Origin of the sequence: Aeromonas sp. (assembly GCF_050633025.1) — a bacterium.
In the GTDB taxonomy this organism is placed as follows: Bacteria; Pseudomonadota; Gammaproteobacteria; order Enterobacterales; family Aeromonadaceae; genus Aeromonas.
On the sequence record NZ_JBODRQ010000081.1, the window covers coordinates 1 to 16,877 of the forward strand.

General features: G+C 57.9%; 21 protein-coding genes and 1 pseudogene. 17 read left to right on the forward strand and 5 right to left on the reverse strand.

The window, feature by feature from the left end:
- Nucleotides 1–698, reverse strand: a 698-nt coding sequence (locus ACRAUW_RS11785; protein WP_431362446.1) for a transposase, incomplete at its 3' end; no start/stop codon positions are given.
- Between the two features lie 207 nt (nucleotides 699–905).
- Here ACRAUW_RS11785 and ACRAUW_RS11790 point away from each other — a divergent pair.
- From ACRAUW_RS11790 to ACRAUW_RS11835, 10 genes are all read left to right on the forward strand, one after another.
- Nucleotides 906–1,421, forward strand: coding sequence for a hypothetical protein (locus ACRAUW_RS11790; protein WP_431362432.1), 516 nt, complete (start codon nucleotides 906–908; stop codon nucleotides 1,419–1,421).
- 2 nt (nucleotides 1,422–1,423) lie between these two features.
- Nucleotides 1,424–1,828, forward strand: coding sequence for a hypothetical protein (locus tag ACRAUW_RS11795; protein ID WP_431362433.1), 405 nt, complete (start codon nucleotides 1,424–1,426; stop codon nucleotides 1,826–1,828).
- Between the two features lie 12 nt (nucleotides 1,829–1,840).
- On the forward strand, nucleotides 1,841–2,446 hold the full coding sequence (locus tag ACRAUW_RS11800) for a hypothetical protein (protein ID WP_431362434.1): 606 nt from the start codon (nucleotides 1,841–1,843) through the stop codon (nucleotides 2,444–2,446).
- Nucleotides 2,385–3,023, forward strand: coding sequence for a hypothetical protein (locus tag ACRAUW_RS11805; protein ID WP_431362435.1), 639 nt, complete (start codon nucleotides 2,385–2,387; stop codon nucleotides 3,021–3,023). The genes ACRAUW_RS11800 and ACRAUW_RS11805 overlap by 62 nt, the downstream gene beginning before the upstream one ends.
- Nucleotides 3,020–3,244, forward strand: coding sequence for a hypothetical protein (locus tag ACRAUW_RS11810; protein ID WP_431362436.1), 225 nt, complete (start codon nucleotides 3,020–3,022; stop codon nucleotides 3,242–3,244). The genes ACRAUW_RS11805 and ACRAUW_RS11810 overlap by 4 nt, the downstream gene beginning before the upstream one ends.
- Nucleotides 3,245–3,464: 220 nt before the next feature.
- Nucleotides 3,465–5,393, forward strand: coding sequence for a threonine--tRNA ligase (gene thrS, locus ACRAUW_RS11815; protein WP_431362437.1), 1,929 nt, complete (start codon nucleotides 3,465–3,467; stop codon nucleotides 5,391–5,393).
- 21 nt (nucleotides 5,394–5,414) lie between these two features.
- Entirely contained in the window at nucleotides 5,415–5,945 is a 531-nt protein-coding gene (infC, locus tag ACRAUW_RS11820; RefSeq protein ID WP_234923365.1) for a translation initiation factor IF-3, read from the forward strand.
- An 86-nt stretch (nucleotides 5,946–6,031) separates the two neighbouring features.
- On the forward strand, nucleotides 6,032–6,229 hold the full coding sequence (gene rpmI / locus ACRAUW_RS11825; RefSeq protein WP_005300673.1) for a 50S ribosomal protein L35: 198 nt from the start codon (nucleotides 6,032–6,034) through the stop codon (nucleotides 6,227–6,229).
- A 15-nt stretch (nucleotides 6,230–6,244) separates the two neighbouring features.
- Complete coding sequence (rplT, locus tag ACRAUW_RS11830) at nucleotides 6,245–6,601, forward strand: 50S ribosomal protein L20 (protein ID WP_005300683.1); 357 nt, start codon at nucleotides 6,245–6,247, stop codon at nucleotides 6,599–6,601.
- Nucleotides 6,602–7,167: 566 nt separating this feature from the next.
- Nucleotides 7,168–7,734: a glucose-6-phosphate isomerase family protein gene (locus ACRAUW_RS11835; protein ID WP_431362438.1), complete on the forward strand. Its 567-nt coding sequence runs from the start codon at nucleotides 7,168–7,170 to the stop codon at nucleotides 7,732–7,734.
- A 21-nt stretch (nucleotides 7,735–7,755) separates the two neighbouring features.
- Here the strand turns inward: ACRAUW_RS11835 and ACRAUW_RS11840 are convergent, their stop codons facing one another.
- A complete protein-coding gene (locus ACRAUW_RS11840; protein WP_431362439.1) occupies nucleotides 7,756–8,772 on the reverse strand; it encodes a LacI family DNA-binding transcriptional regulator in 1,017 nt (338 codons plus the stop codon).
- A 212-nt stretch (nucleotides 8,773–8,984) separates the two neighbouring features.
- Here ACRAUW_RS11840 and ACRAUW_RS11845 point away from each other — a divergent pair, with 212 nt between their 5' ends.
- The 6 genes from ACRAUW_RS11845 (at nucleotide 8,985) to ACRAUW_RS11870 (ending at nucleotide 14,597) form a co-directional block, all read left to right on the forward strand.
- Nucleotides 8,985–10,751, forward strand: coding sequence for a class I mannose-6-phosphate isomerase (locus ACRAUW_RS11845; protein ID WP_431362440.1), 1,767 nt, complete (start codon nucleotides 8,985–8,987; stop codon nucleotides 10,749–10,751).
- 5 nt (nucleotides 10,752–10,756) lie between these two features.
- The gene (locus ACRAUW_RS11850; protein ID WP_431362441.1) at nucleotides 10,757–11,188 is read left to right on the forward strand and encodes a PTS sugar transporter subunit IIA; all 432 of its coding nucleotides are present in this window, start codon (nucleotides 10,757–10,759) and stop codon (nucleotides 11,186–11,188) included.
- Nucleotides 11,189–11,194: 6 nt separating this feature from the next.
- A complete protein-coding gene (locus tag ACRAUW_RS11855) occupies nucleotides 11,195–11,692 on the forward strand; it encodes a PTS system mannose/fructose/N-acetylgalactosamine-transporter subunit IIB (RefSeq protein WP_421278487.1) in 498 nt (165 codons plus the stop codon).
- Between the two features lie 15 nt (nucleotides 11,693–11,707).
- Entirely contained in the window at nucleotides 11,708–12,511 is an 804-nt protein-coding gene (locus tag ACRAUW_RS11860; RefSeq protein ID WP_431362442.1) for a PTS mannose/fructose/sorbose/N-acetylgalactosamine transporter subunit IIC, read from the forward strand.
- Nucleotides 12,511–13,359 (forward strand): PTS system mannose/fructose/sorbose family transporter subunit IID, encoded by an 849-nt coding sequence (locus ACRAUW_RS11865; RefSeq protein WP_431362443.1) that lies wholly within the window; start codon nucleotides 12,511–12,513, stop codon nucleotides 13,357–13,359. Before ACRAUW_RS11860 ends, ACRAUW_RS11865 begins: the two co-directional genes overlap by 1 nt.
- Nucleotides 13,360–13,433: 74 nt before the next feature.
- Entirely contained in the window at nucleotides 13,434–14,597 is a 1,164-nt protein-coding gene (locus ACRAUW_RS11870) for an AGE family epimerase/isomerase (RefSeq protein WP_431362444.1), read from the forward strand.
- Nucleotides 14,598–14,616: 19 nt separating this feature from the next.
- On the opposite strand, the gene ACRAUW_RS11875 is transcribed toward ACRAUW_RS11870, so the two are convergent.
- Nucleotides 14,617–14,868: a DUF1289 domain-containing protein gene (locus tag ACRAUW_RS11875; protein ID WP_149152909.1), complete on the reverse strand. Its 252-nt coding sequence runs from the start codon at nucleotides 14,866–14,868 to the stop codon at nucleotides 14,617–14,619.
- A 150-nt stretch (nucleotides 14,869–15,018) separates the two neighbouring features.
- Here ACRAUW_RS11875 and mltA point away from each other — a divergent pair, with 150 nt between their 5' ends.
- Complete coding sequence (gene mltA, locus ACRAUW_RS11880; RefSeq protein ID WP_431362445.1) at nucleotides 15,019–16,170, forward strand: murein transglycosylase A; 1,152 nt, start codon at nucleotides 15,019–15,021, stop codon at nucleotides 16,168–16,170.
- Nucleotides 16,171–16,290: 120 nt separating this feature from the next.
- Here the strand turns inward: mltA and yfaE are convergent, their stop codons facing one another.
- Nucleotides 16,291–16,614 carry a class I ribonucleotide reductase maintenance protein YfaE gene (yfaE, locus tag ACRAUW_RS11885; protein WP_160880743.1) on the reverse strand — a complete coding sequence of 108 codons (324 nt, stop codon included), beginning with the start codon at nucleotides 16,612–16,614 and terminating at the stop codon, nucleotides 16,291–16,293.
- Nucleotides 16,611–16,877, reverse strand: a pseudogene (locus ACRAUW_RS11890) (class Ia ribonucleoside-diphosphate reductase subunit beta); the annotation flags it as partial. The pseudogene ACRAUW_RS11890 and the gene yfaE, both read right to left, overlap by 4 nt.

A 16,877-nucleotide genomic window follows, 5' to 3' on the forward strand; every position in this document is an offset into this window, starting at 1 on the left:
GGTTGCTCTGGTTGCTCTGGTTGCTCTGGTTGCTCTGGTTGCTCTGGTTGCTCCGATTGCTCCGATTGCTCCGATTGCTCCGATTGCTCCGATTGCTCCGATTGTGCGGCTTTTACCCGGCGGCGCAGCGGTTTTTTCCCATGTTGTTTTCGGTCCTCATCGATAGCCTGCTCCAGCTCATCAAGATAGGCTTTGGGGGTGACAGTGACCTCGACCTCGGTCAGCTTTTTCTTGTTGGCATTGGCTTGCAGGTGGGTGCTGTCGGTATAGAGAACCCGGCCGCCGACCATCCGGTAGTTCATGGCCTGATTGACGATGTCATCGAAGATTTCCTGATAGATGGAGGACTCGGCAAAGCGGCGACGGCGGGTCTGGCAGAAGCTGGAGGCATCGATGACCTTGTCGGTCAGTCGCATGCGCAAGAACCAGCGATAGGCCACGTTGAGGTGAATTTCCTGAACCAGACGGCGCTCACTGCGAATGCCAAAGAGATAGCCGATGAAGAGCATCTTGAAGAAAAGCACAGGGTCGATGGCAGGGCGGCCATTGTCCTGGCAATAGCAGTGGCGAACCTTGTCGCGAATGAATTCAAAGGAGATGAACTTGTCGATTTTGCGCAGGAGGTGGTCTTGGGGTACGAGTTCCTCGAGGGTGACCATCTCGATCTCAAATTGCTGGGGTACGGGTTCTCTGAGCATGGTGCAGTCCATTTATTGACCATGCAGCAATTAGATCAAACCCCGGGATCGGCGTCCAGGGGTTTGTCAGCAGTCTGAGAGGCGGTAGCCTCGATTGAAATCCGGATCTATGGCTGCAATCTCCACCTGACTCACTTTCATGAATTGAGGGCTTGGCAAACCGGGGCGACCATCTATGACAATAGCTCGCAAGCAGCCCGCCGAGATATGTTTAGAAAGCCTTTTAACTTCAAGCTGCAACCGCTGACCACCATAGTTGCCAACCAAGAGGCCCGCGCCCAGTTCCTGCCGCAAGATGTGGCGTGGCAAGGGAAACCGCCGTTTTATCCTGGCCCGTTGAGTATCCAGCAGATGAGCCAGCGAGTGATCTGCAAGGGGCGAGATTACTTCTGGATCCGCGATGGAGTGCGCAACGTGGAGCAGGGGTTTATTGAAAGTACGGTGACCATCAGCGGGGTAGGGGTGCGGCGCCGGGTACTTTGCTTTACGCAGGATGGCGAGCTGGTTGGCGAGACCTACAGCCGCGCATCGGATGGGGTCTATCGGTTCGATCTGCTGTGGCTGAATCGCCGTTATATGGTGGTTGCCCAGGATGACCCGGCATATGGCCCCGCCGACTACAACGCCGTGGCCGCCGACTATCAGGCGCCAAAACACTATCCGCCTGGCGGTGGTGTGGCGCCCGAGCCGTTCCCCATGATTGCCCCGCTCAAGAGGAAATAACCATGATCTCCTATGCCGAAGGGCTGCGCACCAGCCGCGCCCAGCTATTGGCCACGGCCATTGATACAGGCAGCGGGGCCAGTGCCAAGCTGACCATCTACACCGGCACCAAACCGGCACCAGGGGCGGCCCCGACTGACCAGCTGGCTCTGGTGATGCTGACGTTCAGCCACCCTTGCGCCAAGACGATCAGCGGTGGGGTGCTGACCTTGAAACCCCTGGCCGAGCAGATGGCCACTGGCAGCGGTGCACCCACCTGGGGGCGCATTGTTGACCGGGATGGGGCCTTTGTGGCGGATCTCGATGTCGGGGTGCCGGGCAGTGGCGCCGATCTGGAGCTGCCCGCAGCGGAGTTTTTTGCCGGTGCGCTGATCCGCATTAATACCGCCACCATCACTGAACCGTAACCGGGGGGCCATATGGCCAGAAAGGATGCCAGCCTAGAGTTGCGTAAGGCTCGCAGCATCAACGGCCAGCTGGAGCTGAACCAGTCCGACGTGGTGCGCCTGGTCGGTATCCTTAACGGTACCAATATGCCGCCGCGCCTGAGCGCGTCACCTGGGCTGGTGCTGGCATCGGTATTGGCTGGCGCCCCGCATCGTTCCAGCGCGATGCTGGATGGCTCTGTGGTACTTGATGCAGTGCTTGCCAGCCAAACCCATGGCCGGGGGGCGCTGGTCGGCGCGTTGGTTATTGAATGCACCATGGCCAGCACATCCCGCGCCCCGCTGCCGGTGATCGCCGGGGAGTATGACCAGAACGTATTCCGGGGCCCTGCCAGTGCAATGGGGGATGCGTGGGAGCGGGCAGATAGCCATTCCGAGGCCCTCAGTAACGAATGGCAGAAGGCAGGCACCGAGCGGGCAACCAGTCGCTCCCTGTGGCAACAGGCCGCCGCGCATCAGCAGCAGGTGGCCGACCCATGTATTGGCGCAGGCGGTAAGCGAGCCTGCTGCCGCGACCATGGCCCAGCTGGCTGCTGCCGTATTGCCGGTGGGTTGGACGCTGGATTGGCAAGCGGCTGACTGGTTGGTGCCTGCCGGGTTCTTTAGCCTGGATAACCAGACCCCGATCGAGGTGGTCAGGTACCTGGCCGAGGCAGCCGGTGGTTTTGTGCTGCCACATCAGCGCAACCGCCATCTGGTCATCAAGCCGCGTTATCCCACAGTGCCATGGCAGCTTGATACTGCAGAGGCCGATGTGGCGATCCCCCGCGCCATCATTACTACCCTGGGCAGTGACTTCCAGCCGGGTCATGCCGCCAACGGGATCTGGGTGACTGGAGGCCATCAGGGCATCAGTGCGCGGGTGGTGCGCCAAGGGACGGCTGGCGAGCAACAAGCGCCGACCATCACCCACCCGTTGGTGTGTGATGTGACGGCCGCCCGTGCCCAGGGTGTGGTGGGGCTGGCCAAGACCATGCCCAAGCGTACTCAGACCATCGAGCTGCCGTTGTCTGCTGATACCGGGCTGATCTTGCCGGGGGCATTGCTCGTAGTGGATGGTTGGAAGGAGTACAACCGGGGCGTCAGGGTCTCAGCTGCGTTGCAGAACCGGGCCATGACGGTGCGCCAGCAACTGAGTGTGGAGCGATTTGTATGAACCTGTTTAAGCGATTCCTGGAGCTGCTACCCGGCGCGGATCCCTTGTTGGTTGGTACCGTGACCGCAGTCGGCGCCACGACCACCACTCTCAGCGCGTTGGCGGGTGGGACAGTCACAGTGCGGGGCACAGGGGTAGCCATCGGCAAGAATGCGTTTTACAGGGGAGGGGAGCTGGCAGGAGAGGCGCCGGATTTACCAACCTATGAGGTCATTGTTTAGGTAGATATTTTTAACAACTTGTCTGATATGTCACGTTTGATACAATCCCCGACGGATCCTGAAAATGAAAGCATGACACACAAATTAAAGCGTGTACCACACAGTGTACAAACCGTTTGGTTGATGGTGAAACACTAGAGTGATGAGCTTGATTTTAAAGGAATTATCGCTATTACATGTGGCCTTTGGTAGGGGTCACCACTGTATAAGGAAACACATAATGCCAATCATTACTCTGCCTGACGGCAGCCAACGTCAATTTGCCCACTCTGTTTCCGTCATGGATGTGGCTGCGGACATCGGTCCCGGTCTCGCCAAGGCGTGCATTGCCGGTCGGGTAAACGGTGAACTGGTGGATGCGTGCGAGCTGATCGAAGCCGATGCAGCGCTGGCCATCATCACCGCCAAAGACGAAGAAGGTCTGGACATCCTGCGCCACTCCTGCGCCCACTTGCTGGGTCATGCTATCAAGCAACTCTGGCCTCAGACCAAGATGGCCATCGGTCCTGTCATCGACAACGGCTTCTACTATGACGTTGATCTTGACCGTACCCTGACCGATGAAGATCTGGCTGCCCTGGAAGAGCGCATGCTGGCGCTGGTAGCCAAGGATTACGACGTCATCAAGAAGAAAGTCTCCTGGCAAGAAGCGCGCGATGTATTCGAGGCGCGCGGCGAGTCTTACAAAGTCGAAATCCTGGATCAGAACATTGCCCGTGATGACAAGCCTGGTCTCTATCATCACGAAGAGTACATCGACATGTGTCGTGGCCCGCACGTGCCCAACATGCGTCACTGCCACCACTTCAAGTTGCTGAAGATGTCCGGCGCCTACTGGCGTGGCGACTCCAACAACAAGATGCTGCAGCGTATCTACGGTACCGCCTGGGCTGACAAGAAGCAGCTCAAGGCCTATCTGCAGCGTCTGGAAGAGGCCGCCAAGCGCGACCACCGCAAGATCGGCAAGCAGCTCGACCTGTATCACATGCAGGAAGAGGCGCCGGGTATGGTGTTCTGGCACAACGATGGCTGGACCATCTTCCGTGAGCTGGAAACCTTTATCCGCGGCAAGCTCAAAGAGTACGACTATCAGGAAGTGAAAGGTCCGTTCATGATGGACCGTGTGCTGTGGGAGCGTTCAGGTCACTGGGAGAAATATGCCCAGGCCATGTTCACCACCCAGTCCGAGAACCGCGAGTACGCCATCAAGCCGATGAACTGCCCGGGTCACGTCCAGATCTTCAACCAGGGTTTGAAGTCCTACCGCGATCTGCCGCTGCGTATGGCCGAGTTTGGCTCTTGCCACCGCAACGAGCCGTCTGGCTCCCTGCACGGTCTGATGCGGGTACGCGGCTTTACTCAGGATGACGCTCACATCTTCTGTACTGAAGAGCAGATCATGGAAGAGGTCTCTGGCTGTATTCGTATGGTCTATGACGTCTACGGCACCTTTGGCTTCGAGAACATCGTGGTCAAGCTCTCCACTCGTCCCGAGCAGCGTATCGGCTCCGACGAAATGTGGGATCGTGCCGAGCAGGCTCTGGCCGAAGCGCTGGCGCTCAACGGTCTGAAATACGATCTGCAACCGGGTGAAGGTGCCTTCTACGGTCCGAAGATCGAATTTACCCTGCATGATTGTCTTGATCGTGCGTGGCAGTGTGGTACCGTGCAGCTCGACTTTGCCCTGCCGGGCCGTCTGGGCGCCACCTATGTAGGTGAAAACAACGAGCGCCACGTGCCAGTCATGATCCACCGTGCGATTCTGGGCTCCATCGAGCGCTTCATCGGTATCCTGACTGAAGAGTACGCAGGCCTGTTCCCGGCCTGGCTGGCTCCGACCCAGGCAGTGGTCATGAATATCACCGACAATCAGGCCGAATATGCAGTAAAAGTAGCCAAAGCATTGAATGATGCGGGCCTTCGTGCAAAAGCGGACTTGAGAAATGAGAAGATTGGCTTTAAAATCCGCGAGCATACTTTGAAGCGAGTACCTTTCATGCTGGTCTGTGGCGATAAAGAAGTTGAAGCCGGTAAGATTGCAGTACGGACTCGTAAAGGGGCTGACTTGGGCACTTATCCTGTTGAAGAGTTCATCGCTCTGTTAACCCAGGAAGTTCAGACCCGCGGACAAAAGAAAGTGGAGGAATAAGCTATAAAAGGCGGAAAAAAACTGGGCAAGCAACCGCAAGCCCGCGCTCACCGGATCAATGAAGAGATCCGTCTGAAAGAAGTTCGTTTGGCTGGTCTGGATGGCGAAGCACTTGGTATCGTCTCTATCCAGGAAGCACTGAACTTGGCCGCTGAGGCCGAAGTGGATCTGGTCGAGATCAGTCCGAACGCTGAGCCGCCCGTTTGCCGGATCATGGATTACGGCAAATTCCTCTACGAAAAGAGCAAAACCACTAAAGAACAGAAGAAAAAGCAGAAAGTTGTCCAGGTTAAGGAGATCAAATTCCGTCCTGGCACAGACGAAGGCGACTATCAGGTAAAACTACGCAACCTGGTTCGCTTTCTGGAAGACGGGGACAAGGCTAAGGTCACTCTGCGCTTCCGTGGTCGTGAAATGGCACACCAGGATCTTGGCATCAAGGTTCTCGAACGGGTCAAAAACGATCTGGAAGAGTTGGCCGTAGTCGAATCGTTCCCGAAAGTCGAAGGCCGTCAAGCTGTGATGGTCCTCGCACCTAAGAAGAAATCTTAAGGCCCACAAGAAATTGACTCATGGGGCTCGCTCCATGGGTCGGTTCGCCTTGCGATTTTGTTGTCACTCACAATGCGGAGTATGAAATGCCGAAGATGAAAACCAACCGGGGCGCCGCAAAGCGCTTCAAGAAGACTGGCTCAGGTCGCTTCAAGTGCAAGCACAACCACCTGCGTCACATCCTGACCAAGAAGAGCAGTAAGCGTAAGCGTCAGCTGGGACCGAAGTTCTTTGTTTCCGCTGCCGACCACAAACGTGTTGTCGCTTGTCTGCCGTACGCATAAGGGGGGATGTGAAAAATGCCAAGAGTTAAACGTGGTGTGACTGCTCGTGCTCGTCACAAGAAAGTAATGAAAGCCGCCAAGGGTTACTACGGCGCCCGTTCCCGTGTCTACCGCGTAGCGGTACAAGCGGTAACCAAAGCTGGTCAGTATGCCTACCGTGACCGTCGCCAGAAAAAGCGTCAGTTCCGTCAGCTGTGGATCGCGCGTATCAACGCTGCTGCCCGTCAGAACGGTCTGTCCTACAGCCGTCTGATCAACGGTCTGAAGAAGGCTTCTATCGAGATCGATCGCAAGATCCTGTCCGATATCGCCGTTCACGACAAGCTGGCTTTCACCGCCCTGGTTGAAAAAGCTAAAGCAGCTCTGGTCTAATCCAGTTCTGTTATAAAAAATAAAGGAGGCTCAGGCCTCCTTTCATCTTGCAGAAGAACCCCCGCTTTTTCAAAACGGGGGTTCTTTTTTATGGCTATGTCCCAATTACGTGTTGCATGGGGCGCCCTAGCGCCTAATGCAAACATGCTTTGATATTTACGCCTTTTCCGTAACGATCCAGCATCCGGCGCCAACCCAAGTAGTTCTCGCAACCCGGCAGGCCGAAACCAGGGAGTATATGACATAGCTGATCTCAATCTTTCATCTCGGCCTGTCACACACCTCAGCGCTGCCCGCTCAAGGATTCTGGATGCCGACATGGCTGTGGAATCGGCGTAGTTGGTCAGGTAGGGCTTGCTTCTCCATCTCCAGCCGCTGCCAGCCCTTTTGAGCATCCTCGATAAGCCAGAGCCCGATCAGACTTCTGGTGAATCTTGGTGCGCTCTCCTGTTGTCCAGAACGTGATGAGGGCAGCAGTGATAAGGCTTGTGGTTAATGGATTAACCTTCTAGCTTGTTCTGGCAATGCGCTGAGGCGCTATCTGATAGATCGTCACTGAGGAGAAGATGATGAAACGGATGATCCCGCCCATGGTGGATTTTTTAACCGGTAATTTGTCTGGTGCCAAGCTGGTGGAAAAGAGTACCAGATTGGCAGATCTGCATGGTTTGTTTGCCGATGCATCGGCAGAGGCTGAGGTTGACCCGCAAACTGTGCTCTATCGTGTGGCGATGTTGCCCAGCAGTGGCGTGGAGGGGGATCTCAACATGGGCGTCACCCATCTTGAGGCCGGCAGGATAGGGAGCGAGTTTTTTATGACTCGTGGTCATATCCATGCCCGGGCTGAGCAGGCGGAGTACTACTTCGGGTTATGCGGAACCGGCTTGCTGCTGTTGCAGGATATGGCTGGCGTCTGTCGGCTTGAGCAGGTTTTTCACGGCAGTGTTCACCATATTGCCGGGCATGTGGCGCACCGGCTGATCAATACCGGCGAGACCCGGCTCTCGGCGCTGGCGGTCTGGCCTGCCATTGCCGGTCATGATTATCGGCTGATGGCAGAGAGCGGATTTGGCCTACGGGTGGTCGCAGGGGAGGAGGGGGAGCCTTGTGTTGTGAGCGCCTCAATCACCTAACCATCAGCCAGCAGGGGTCACTCACGACCCCTGCTGGCTGCCGCAGGATTGGCGTACCACCAGGGAGGGGGGCAAGATGATGCTCTTGGCCGGTTCGTCATTGCCAGCAATCCGCTCGAGCAGCAGTTCACCCGCCTTGCGGCCAATCTCCTGCGCCGCCACCGATACCGTTGTCAGGGCGGGCTCTACCAGCGCTGTTTCCGGAATATCGTCAAACCCGACCAGCGCAAAATCCTGGCCTATTCGTCGCTCCTGTTTGCGCAGGGCCAACATGGCACCTAGTGCCACTATGTCCTGATAACAGACGGCAGCGGTGACCTCCGGATGTTGTTCCAGCAGTGTTGTCATCGCGAGAGTGCCTGCCACCCGGCTGGCGCCACAGCTGATGATCCACTCCGGTTTGGCGGTTATGCCGTGTTCGAGTAACTTGCTCATATAGCCACCTATGCGCTGGGAGCGGCTGATGGAGGTGGTTGCCCCTCCAATAAATGCGATGTGGCGGTGGCCGAGGCGGATCAGATGCTCGGTTGCCAGCTGGCAACCGAGAAAGTTGTCGGTGCCGACGAAGTCAATGGCTACATCCGGCACTGGCCGCACCACCAGAATGGTGGGCATGTGACGCCGTTGCAGGCTCTCGAAAAAGCTGTGGGGGGTAGGCTGGGCGGCGCAGATCACCATGCCTGCAGCGCTGTTGCGTTGCAACGAGTCCATAAACTGTTGCTGCCTTGTCGCTGACTCCTCGCTGTTGGCCAGAAACAACATCAGATCGTGGTGCTCCATCTCCCGGCCGAGGCCAGCCGTCATCTCCGCATAGAAGGGGTTGGTGATGTCGTGTAGTAGCAGTCCTACCTGATTGCTGCTCTTGTTGCGCAGATTGGCGGCGGTCTGGTTGTAGACATAGCCCAGTTCGTCAATGGCCTTGAGCACTCGCTGGCGGGTATGTTCCGAAATCCGTCCCTTGTTGCGCAGGGTCATGGAGACGGTAGCGGTAGAAACCCCCAGATGGCGAGCAATATCGGCAACGGTTACGTTGCGCATGAGATGTCTCCTGTCATGGTAATAAGAACAAGGGTATATCGATTAACTCTAATGATTTATTTGACAGTATTAGAAGTGAGTTTTAGATCACGCATTGCTGGTTATTTGGTGGGTAATTAGTCGATTTTTTGAGGTTAATCTTGTTTATCAGGTTGGGGTTAACGGGTTAATCGATTTATCTTTCTTGCAGATATCAGCGAGAGAGCAGGCCAATGATTCATTCGAGTTATGTATCCAATTACGACAAGTATCCCGAAATTGCGGTTGCCGGATATGAAGATGCCGCCTGTGTGGGGTGGGACGCGATTGCCCGGCACCTGCTGGCCAAAGTGAACGGGCAGGACAGGGCAAAAGTGGTGCTGGTGATCGACTGCTACCACGGCGTGGATCAGGTTGGGCTGCGCACTCAGCTGTTGGAGGAACTTGGGCCCCACACGCTTATCGATGTGGAGCAGGCTCGTTTGCCCGAGCCCACCGTGCTGGAGATGCTTGAACGCTTCATCACCGACGATCGGGTATTTGGCGTGATGGCCCCCCACAAGATGGTGGAGTTTTTTGACCCGGCTGCGTTAGCCCACCTGCAAAGGCAGGTCGCTGAGATCACCAAGGGGCTGGTGGTGGTGATGGGCAGCGGCGCGTCACTGGTGACGCAAGGGGATGTGCGGGTCTATGCCGACCTGGCTCGTTGGGAGATCCAGCAGCGTCTGCGCCGTAAAGAGATTGGCAACTGGGGCGCGGATAACACGGAAGAGGACATACTGCGCCGCTACAAGCGCGCCTTCTTCATCGAATGGCGGGTGTTTGACCGCCATAAAGTGGCTCAACTACCAACCATTGATTTCCTGCTCGATACCAATATTCCGGGCAAGCCGACCATGGTCACGGGGGAGGCACTGCGGCAAGGGTTGCATCAGGCTGCACATCAGCCGTTTCGGGTAGTCCCCTTCTTCGACCCGGGTGTATGGGGCGGGCAGTGGATGAAGCAGGTGTGTGATCTCGATCCGGCCCAACCCAATTACGCCTGGTGCTTTGACTGCGTGCCTGAGGAAAACAGCCTCTATCTGCGTTTTGGTGAGGTGAGGGTGGAGATCCCGTCACAAAATCTGGTGCTTAGTGAGCCCAGAGCGCTGCTCGGCGAGCGGGTGCACGCCCGCTTTGGCGCCGAATTTCCCATTCGCTTTGACTTTCTCGATACCGTAGGGGGAGGACATTTGAGTTTGCAGGTCCATCCGCTGACCGAATATATCCAGCAGGAGTTCGGCATGCACTACACCCAGGACGAGAGCTACTACCTGCTCGATGCCGAGCCGGATGCCTGCGTTTATCTCGGCACTCGCAGCGGTATCGACCCCGCTGAGATGCTGGATGCGCTGGAGCAGGCTCAACGCGGAGAGGCCCCCTTCGACGACGAGCGCTTCATCAACCGCTTCCCGGCCCGCAAGCATGACCACTTTTTGATCCCGGCCGGGACTGTGCACTGTTCGGGGGCGGGGGCCATGGTGCTCGAGATCAGTGCCACCCCCTACATCTTCACCTTCAAGTTGTGGGACTGGGGTCGGGTCGGGCTCGACGGTATCCCGCGCCCCATCCATCTGGAACATGGCAGCAAGGTGATCCAGTGGGATCGGGATACCGACTGGACCGAGCGAAATCTGGTCAATTGCATTGAGCCCATAGCCGAAGGGGAAGGGTGGCGTGAAGAACGCACCGGTCTGCACGAGCGGGAATTTATCGAGACCCGTCGCCATTGGTTCAGCGTGCCGGTAGAGCACGATACCGGCGGCACTGTGCAGGTGCTCAACCTGATAGAGGGTCGGGAGGCAACGGTAGAAAGCCCGGACAACGCCTTCGCCCCCTTCGTGGTGCACTACGCCGAGACCTTTATCGTGCCGGCGTCGGTGGGCCGATACCGCATCCGCCCGAGTGGCGAGAGTGAAGGGCAGACCATTGCCACCATCAAAGCCTTTGTGAGGGGGTAACCGAGATGCTGAGGATCCTTATCGCAACCCATGGTTCACTGGCGCCGGCCCTGCTGGCCAGCGCCAATATGGTCTACGGCGAGATGCCTGCCGTGGCGACCGTCTCTCTCACGGAAGAGGGGGGTATCGAGGCCTTTCGTGCCGAGTTTGAACAGACCCTGCGCCGCCATGGCGCAGGGGCTGACGGGATATTGGTGCTGTGCGACATGAAGTGTGGCACTCCCTATAACGTGGCGTGCCGCTTCGCGTTCGACCCCACATGGCCACAGCCGGTTGCCATTGTGACCGGCGTCAATTTCCCCATGTTGCTGATGAGCGCCGACTGGCTGGCAGCAACGGATGTGCACGAGGCTGCCCGTCAGCTACTGGCACAGGCACTGGAATCCATGGTGATCGCCGCACCAGCGGTGACAAATCCGCAAGATGACAACTTCTAGGAGAGCATGATGGCTATTTCATTTGTACGGATTGACGACCGGGTGATCCACGGTCAGCTGGTGACCCGCTGGGCCAGAGAGCTTCCTTGTGACGGCATCGTTGCGATCGATGATGAGGTGGCGGCCGATCCGCTGCTCTCTCAGGTGATGACGGGGGCCGTGTCGGACACCAAGGTGTGGCTGTTTGATGTGGCGACCGCCATTGCCAAGTTGCCCAAGGTGATTGCCAGTGACAAACGCTACTTCGTGATTGGCAAGTCGCCGGTCACCCTGCAGCGCCTCTGCGCAGCCGGGATCTCCCTTGATAATCTCAACGGCAAAATCAACGTCGGTCCCATGAGTGCCAGAGAGCACACCACGACCATCGGGCCCAATCAATCGGTGACCGCGCAGGAGATCGCTGCTTTTGATTACCTGACAACGCTGGGTCATGAGATCGATTTTCGACTGGTACCGGATGCCAGTCATTACAGCTGGGCAGATGCCCAGAAAAAGCTGAAATAAGGGGAGGAGGGCATCATGTTTTTTGAAGCAACACTCATCGGGATACTCTGTTATCTCGGTGCCCTCAGCAGCCCCTGGCTGCTGGGCTTGACCGGTGGCTGGTACACCATTACCCGCCCGCTGGTTTCGGGCATGCTGGTCGGTGCCATTCTGGGGGATATCCAGACCGGGATCCTGATCGGGGTGGCGGTGCAAGCGGTCTACATCGCCATGGTGACGCCGGGCGGTTCCATGCCGGCGGATCTCAACTTCGTCGCCTTTCCGGCCATTGCGCTGGGCATCATGTCGGGCAAGGAGCCGTCGGTTGCCGTGGCGATTGCCGCCACCATCGGCATCGCCGGGACCATCCTCTTCAACTTCATGATGGTGTTCAACTCCTACTGGAACCACAGGGCCGATGTGGCGCTGGAGCAGGGCGATGAACAGGGGGTTTACCTCAACTGCGCCATCTTCCCGCAGGCCAGCAACTTCGTGCTGCGCTTCGTGCCGACCTTCATTGCCGTCTATTTTGGCAACCAGTACATCGAAGGCTTCATGAACAGCCTGCCGGAGCTGGTGATCCGTACCATGACGGTGGTGGGCGGCATTCTGCCTGCGGTCGGCATTGCCATCTTGCTCAAGCAGATCATCAAGCAGAACAGCATGCTGATCTACTTCCTGGTGGGTTTTGTCGGCATCGTTTTTCTCAAGCTCAACATGGTGGGGCTGGTGATGATTGGGGCCCTGCTGGCGCTCATTCACTACAACTACAAGCCGGAACCACGCCCTGCAGTCGCTGCCCGTGCTGCCACCCAAACCGATGATGAGGATGAATTCTGATGAATACAGAGCTGCAATCAGGGGAACTGGCGGCCAAGCAGCCGGTTGCTCTTACCTCACGGGATCTGCGTGCCTGCTGGCGTTCGTGGATGATGTACAACCTCTCCTCCATGAGCTTCGAGCGTCTCGAATCGTTCGGCTTTTGCCTTGGTATGATGCCGGCGCTCAAGAAGCTTTATCCCGGCAAGGCTGAACGGATGGAGGCGATGAAACGCCATGCCTCCTTCTACAACACCGAGCCCCAGATCGGCGCCATTATCAACGGGTTGGCAGTCGGGCTTGAAGAGAAGCGGGCCAATGGCGAGAAGATCGACGGTGAGACCATCAACACCCTCAAGGTCGGCCTGATGGGCCCCATCGCTGGCATCGGTGATTCCATGATCCCCGGTATGCTGGTGCCCATTTTGCTCAGTATCGGTATGGCGCTGGCGGCAGGGGGGAGCGTGCTGGGGCCGCTGTTTTACATCATCAGCTTCAACGCCATCGCCATTACTGGCTCCTACATGTTGTTTATGAAGGGCTACAAGCTGGGCACTGGTTCGGTGGAGTCTCTGGTCAGTTCCGAGTCGGCCAAGCTGCGCGAGGCGCTCTCCCTGCTCGGAGTCTTTGTGATGGGCGGGGTGGCGGCCAGTTATGTCAACCTCTCCACCGGGCTCGATTTTGTCACCTCGGACGGGGTCAATATCCAGGTTCAGAGCATGCTGGATGGCATCTTCCCCAAACTGATGCCGCTGCTGGTGGTGCTGGGTACCTGGTATCTGATGGCCAAGCGCAACGTCTCGCCGGTCAAAGCGATGCTGGGGCTGCTGGTACTGGCCTTTGTTGGGGTCGCCATCGGTCTGTTCTGATGGGGTCAAAGCCATATGGCCAACAATGGGAGAGCCTGGCTCTCCCTTTTTATCGCCGTTGCGAGAGGTAATGTATGCATATCGAGGTGACTGAGGCCGCACAGCGTTGCCATCGCTGGCTGGTTTCCGAGGCGCTGCCCCTTTGGGGCGTGCAGGGGGTTGACCCCGAGCGTGGATTGTTTGCCGAGGGATTGGGTAGTGCTGGCCGGCATTTGTGGCAGCCGACCCGTTTTCGGGTACAGAGCCGCCAGATCTATGTGTTCAGCCACGCCACCCTGCTGGGGTGGTACGACGGGCGCACCCTTGCCGAGCGCTCTGCGCTGGTCGGTATGGGGCATTTTGACGATGGGGCTGGGCATAGCGTTTTCTCCATTAATCGGGATGGTTCGATTGCTGACGCCTCAGTCTGCTGCTATGAATATGCGTTTGCCCTGCTGGCTGAGTGTTGGCTCTATCGTCTGAGTGGCGATCCACGCTGGCAGCAACAGGCTGAGTCACGCTATCAGGCCATTGAGCAACTCTTTGCGGACCCGCTGCACGGCGGATTTCACTCCAGTTGGCCGCCTGCCGCACTGCGTAGCCAGAATCCCCATATGCATCTGTTCGAGGCGCTGCTGGTGGCGGCAGACAGCTTTCATGATGTGATATGGCAGCAGCGGGCAACCGCGCTGTATCGGTTGTTTCGTCAGCGTTTTCTGGAGCCCGGTTTACTGCGCGAGTTTTTCGACGACGCGCTGTTGGCGCGTCATGCCGACTCCCGTCTCATCGACCCTGGCCATCACTACGAGTGGTGCTGGCTGCTGGCACGCTACCGGACTCTTGCCCGCAGCTGGGAAATTCGGCCAACCAGCACCGAGATTGACGAGGCAATCGGGATATTGACCCGCTTTGCCATCCGCCACGGGCACGGGCAAACCGGGCTGGTGCTCGATGAGCTGACCGATGATGGGCAACCCTATCGCGATACCAGCCGGCTCTGGTGCCAGACCGAACATTTGAAAGCGCTCTTGGCGGTCTATGAGCAGCAGGGGGATGAGGCTACCGCCTGCCAGATCCGCGAGGTGGTTGCGCGGATCTTCCACTATTACCTGTTGCCAGCACTGCCCGGACAGTGGATTGATCAAGTGGATAGCGAGGGGAAGCCGTTGACCTCTCATGCGCCAGCCAGTACGTTTTATCATCTGTTTGTGGCGTTTAGCGAACTGGCACGGGTCGCGGGGGTGGGTATCGGGGAGTAGGGTGGCCTATGGGAGACGCTTAAAAATCCCAGCCGGGTTGTGCTTGCGGTTCATTTAGCGCGCCTTCCTGTGCCTTGCGCCGCGCAGCCTCGACCCGGCGTTTGCGATCCCGGCACAGGCGCATCACCTCTTGTTGCTGGGCAGGGGTCATGGTGAGCCAGTTGAAACGCTCTTCGCGATTGCGCAGGCACCCCTTGCAGTAGCCCTTGTTGTTCACTTCGCAGACCCCGATGCAGGGGCTCTGCAGCGGGAATATTTCGAGCTGTTCCATCCATCACCTCGCACATCCTGTCACCTTGTTATAACCCAGCGGATCCCCTTTGGAGAAATCCTGCTTCAAGTGATTGATGTCGTTTGCTTTCCCCCTGCAAATTTGGCATCTTCCCCGCCGAGCATGGCTCTTGGCGTTATATGAGGACATATGAACAAACACGCGTACTGGCTGACCGCCGCAGTGCTGGGACTGGCCGGTTGTGCGGGCAACTCTGACAAAGCAGAAGTGCCCAAAAAACAGACCGACAACAGATGCTTTCTTAACTGCGAGGTGCCGGAAAATCTGGGCAAGCAGTATCTGGACGGGACCTTGCCAGAGGATCTGGTGAGGGTAGAGCGGGTCAATAGCCGTGCGCGTGCCGACTACAGCAAGTTTGGCCCGCAAAGCCGACTGGTAATGGAGCGTTCCGGCAAGATGACCCGCCGTTATGGCGAGCTCTATTACCAGCTCTCCCGCTGGGTGGCGGGCGGCGGTAATCCTGCCGATATCACCCGTTACGGTATCAGCCTGGCCCAGCTGGGCGGCGCCGATCGCATGGGTAACGTGCTCTTTACCGGTTACTACTCGCCGGTGCTGGAGGTGCGTCACCGCCCGGATGCCAAGTACAAATATCCCATCTATGCCATGCCCAAATGTGGCGGTCGCTGTCCGACCCGGGCCGAGATCCATCAGGGGGCCCTGGCCAACCGCGGGCTGGAGCTGGGTTACAGCAAATCCCTTATCGACAACTTCCTGATGGATGTGCAGGGCTCGGGCTTTGTCCACTACGGGGATGACGATCGGCTGCAATATCTGGGCTATAGCGGCAAGAACGGCCACGGTTACGTGAGTATCGGTCGGGTACTGATCGACCGCGGTGAAGTGCCCAAAGAGCAGATGTCGATGAAGGCCATCAAGGAGTGGGCCAACCGTCAACCGGAGGAGAGCGTCAAGGAGCTGGTGGAGCAGAACCCCTCCTATGTCTTCTTCGAGCGGCGCCCGACCAATGACGTGATTGGTGCCGCCGGTATCCCGCTGCTGCCGCTGGCGGCTGTTGCCGCCGACAAGACCCTGTTGCCGATGGGGACCCCGATCCTCGCTGAAGTTCCCCTGCTCGACAAAGAGGGCAACTGGACCGGCAAGCACCAGCTGCGGCTGTTGATTGCGCTGGATGTGGGCGGGGCGGTGAAGAAGGGGCACCTCGATCTCTACCACGGTATGGGTGAGAAGGCCGGTGTCGCGGCCGGTCACTACAAGCACTTTGGCCGAGTCTGGAAGCTGGGCCTGCACCACGGGCCGACTGCCGCCCCCTGGTTGTAATCCTCTGAGGGGGTGGGCGTCTGTCATCGGGCGCCCGAGCAAAGATAGAAGAGACAAAAAAAGCCGCCGGATTGCTCCGGCGGCTTTTTATTTTGTGCGAGTTGCCAGTTTGTGGCTGTGTCAGCTCTTCTGGATATCGAGCCGGATGGCGCCGACCGGTTTGCAGCAGCAGGGCAGGCACTCCCCTTGGGCGACAAATGCCAGCGGCACCGCAGGATAGTGCACCTTGCCAGCCATCAGCGGAGTGCGGCAGGCGCCGCAATAGCCGCTGCGACACTGGAACTCCACATGATGACCGTGGCGCTCCAGGGTTTCCAACACGCTTTCGCCGGGATGGGCGTGCAGCACGGCACCATCCCGGGTATGTACCCGTGGTGCCACGACAGCTTGCTGTTCGGCAGGCGCGTGCGGGGCAGGGGTCAGCGTGTTGGTGGCGTCACTCACAGCTCGAAATCACCCAGGTCGTCGGCATTGACTTCGCTGTCGATCTGACCAACCAGATAGGAGCTGACCTCTACCTCTTGCGGGGCGACCTGTACGTTGTCGGATGACAGCCAGGTGTTGATCCAGGGGATAGGATTCTGCTTGGCACTCGTGAAGGCTGATTGCAGGCCAACGGCAGCCATCCGCAAGTTGGTGATGTATTCCACGTACTGGCAGAGGATGTCCTTGTTCAGGCCGATCATGGAGCCGTCCTGGAACAGGTA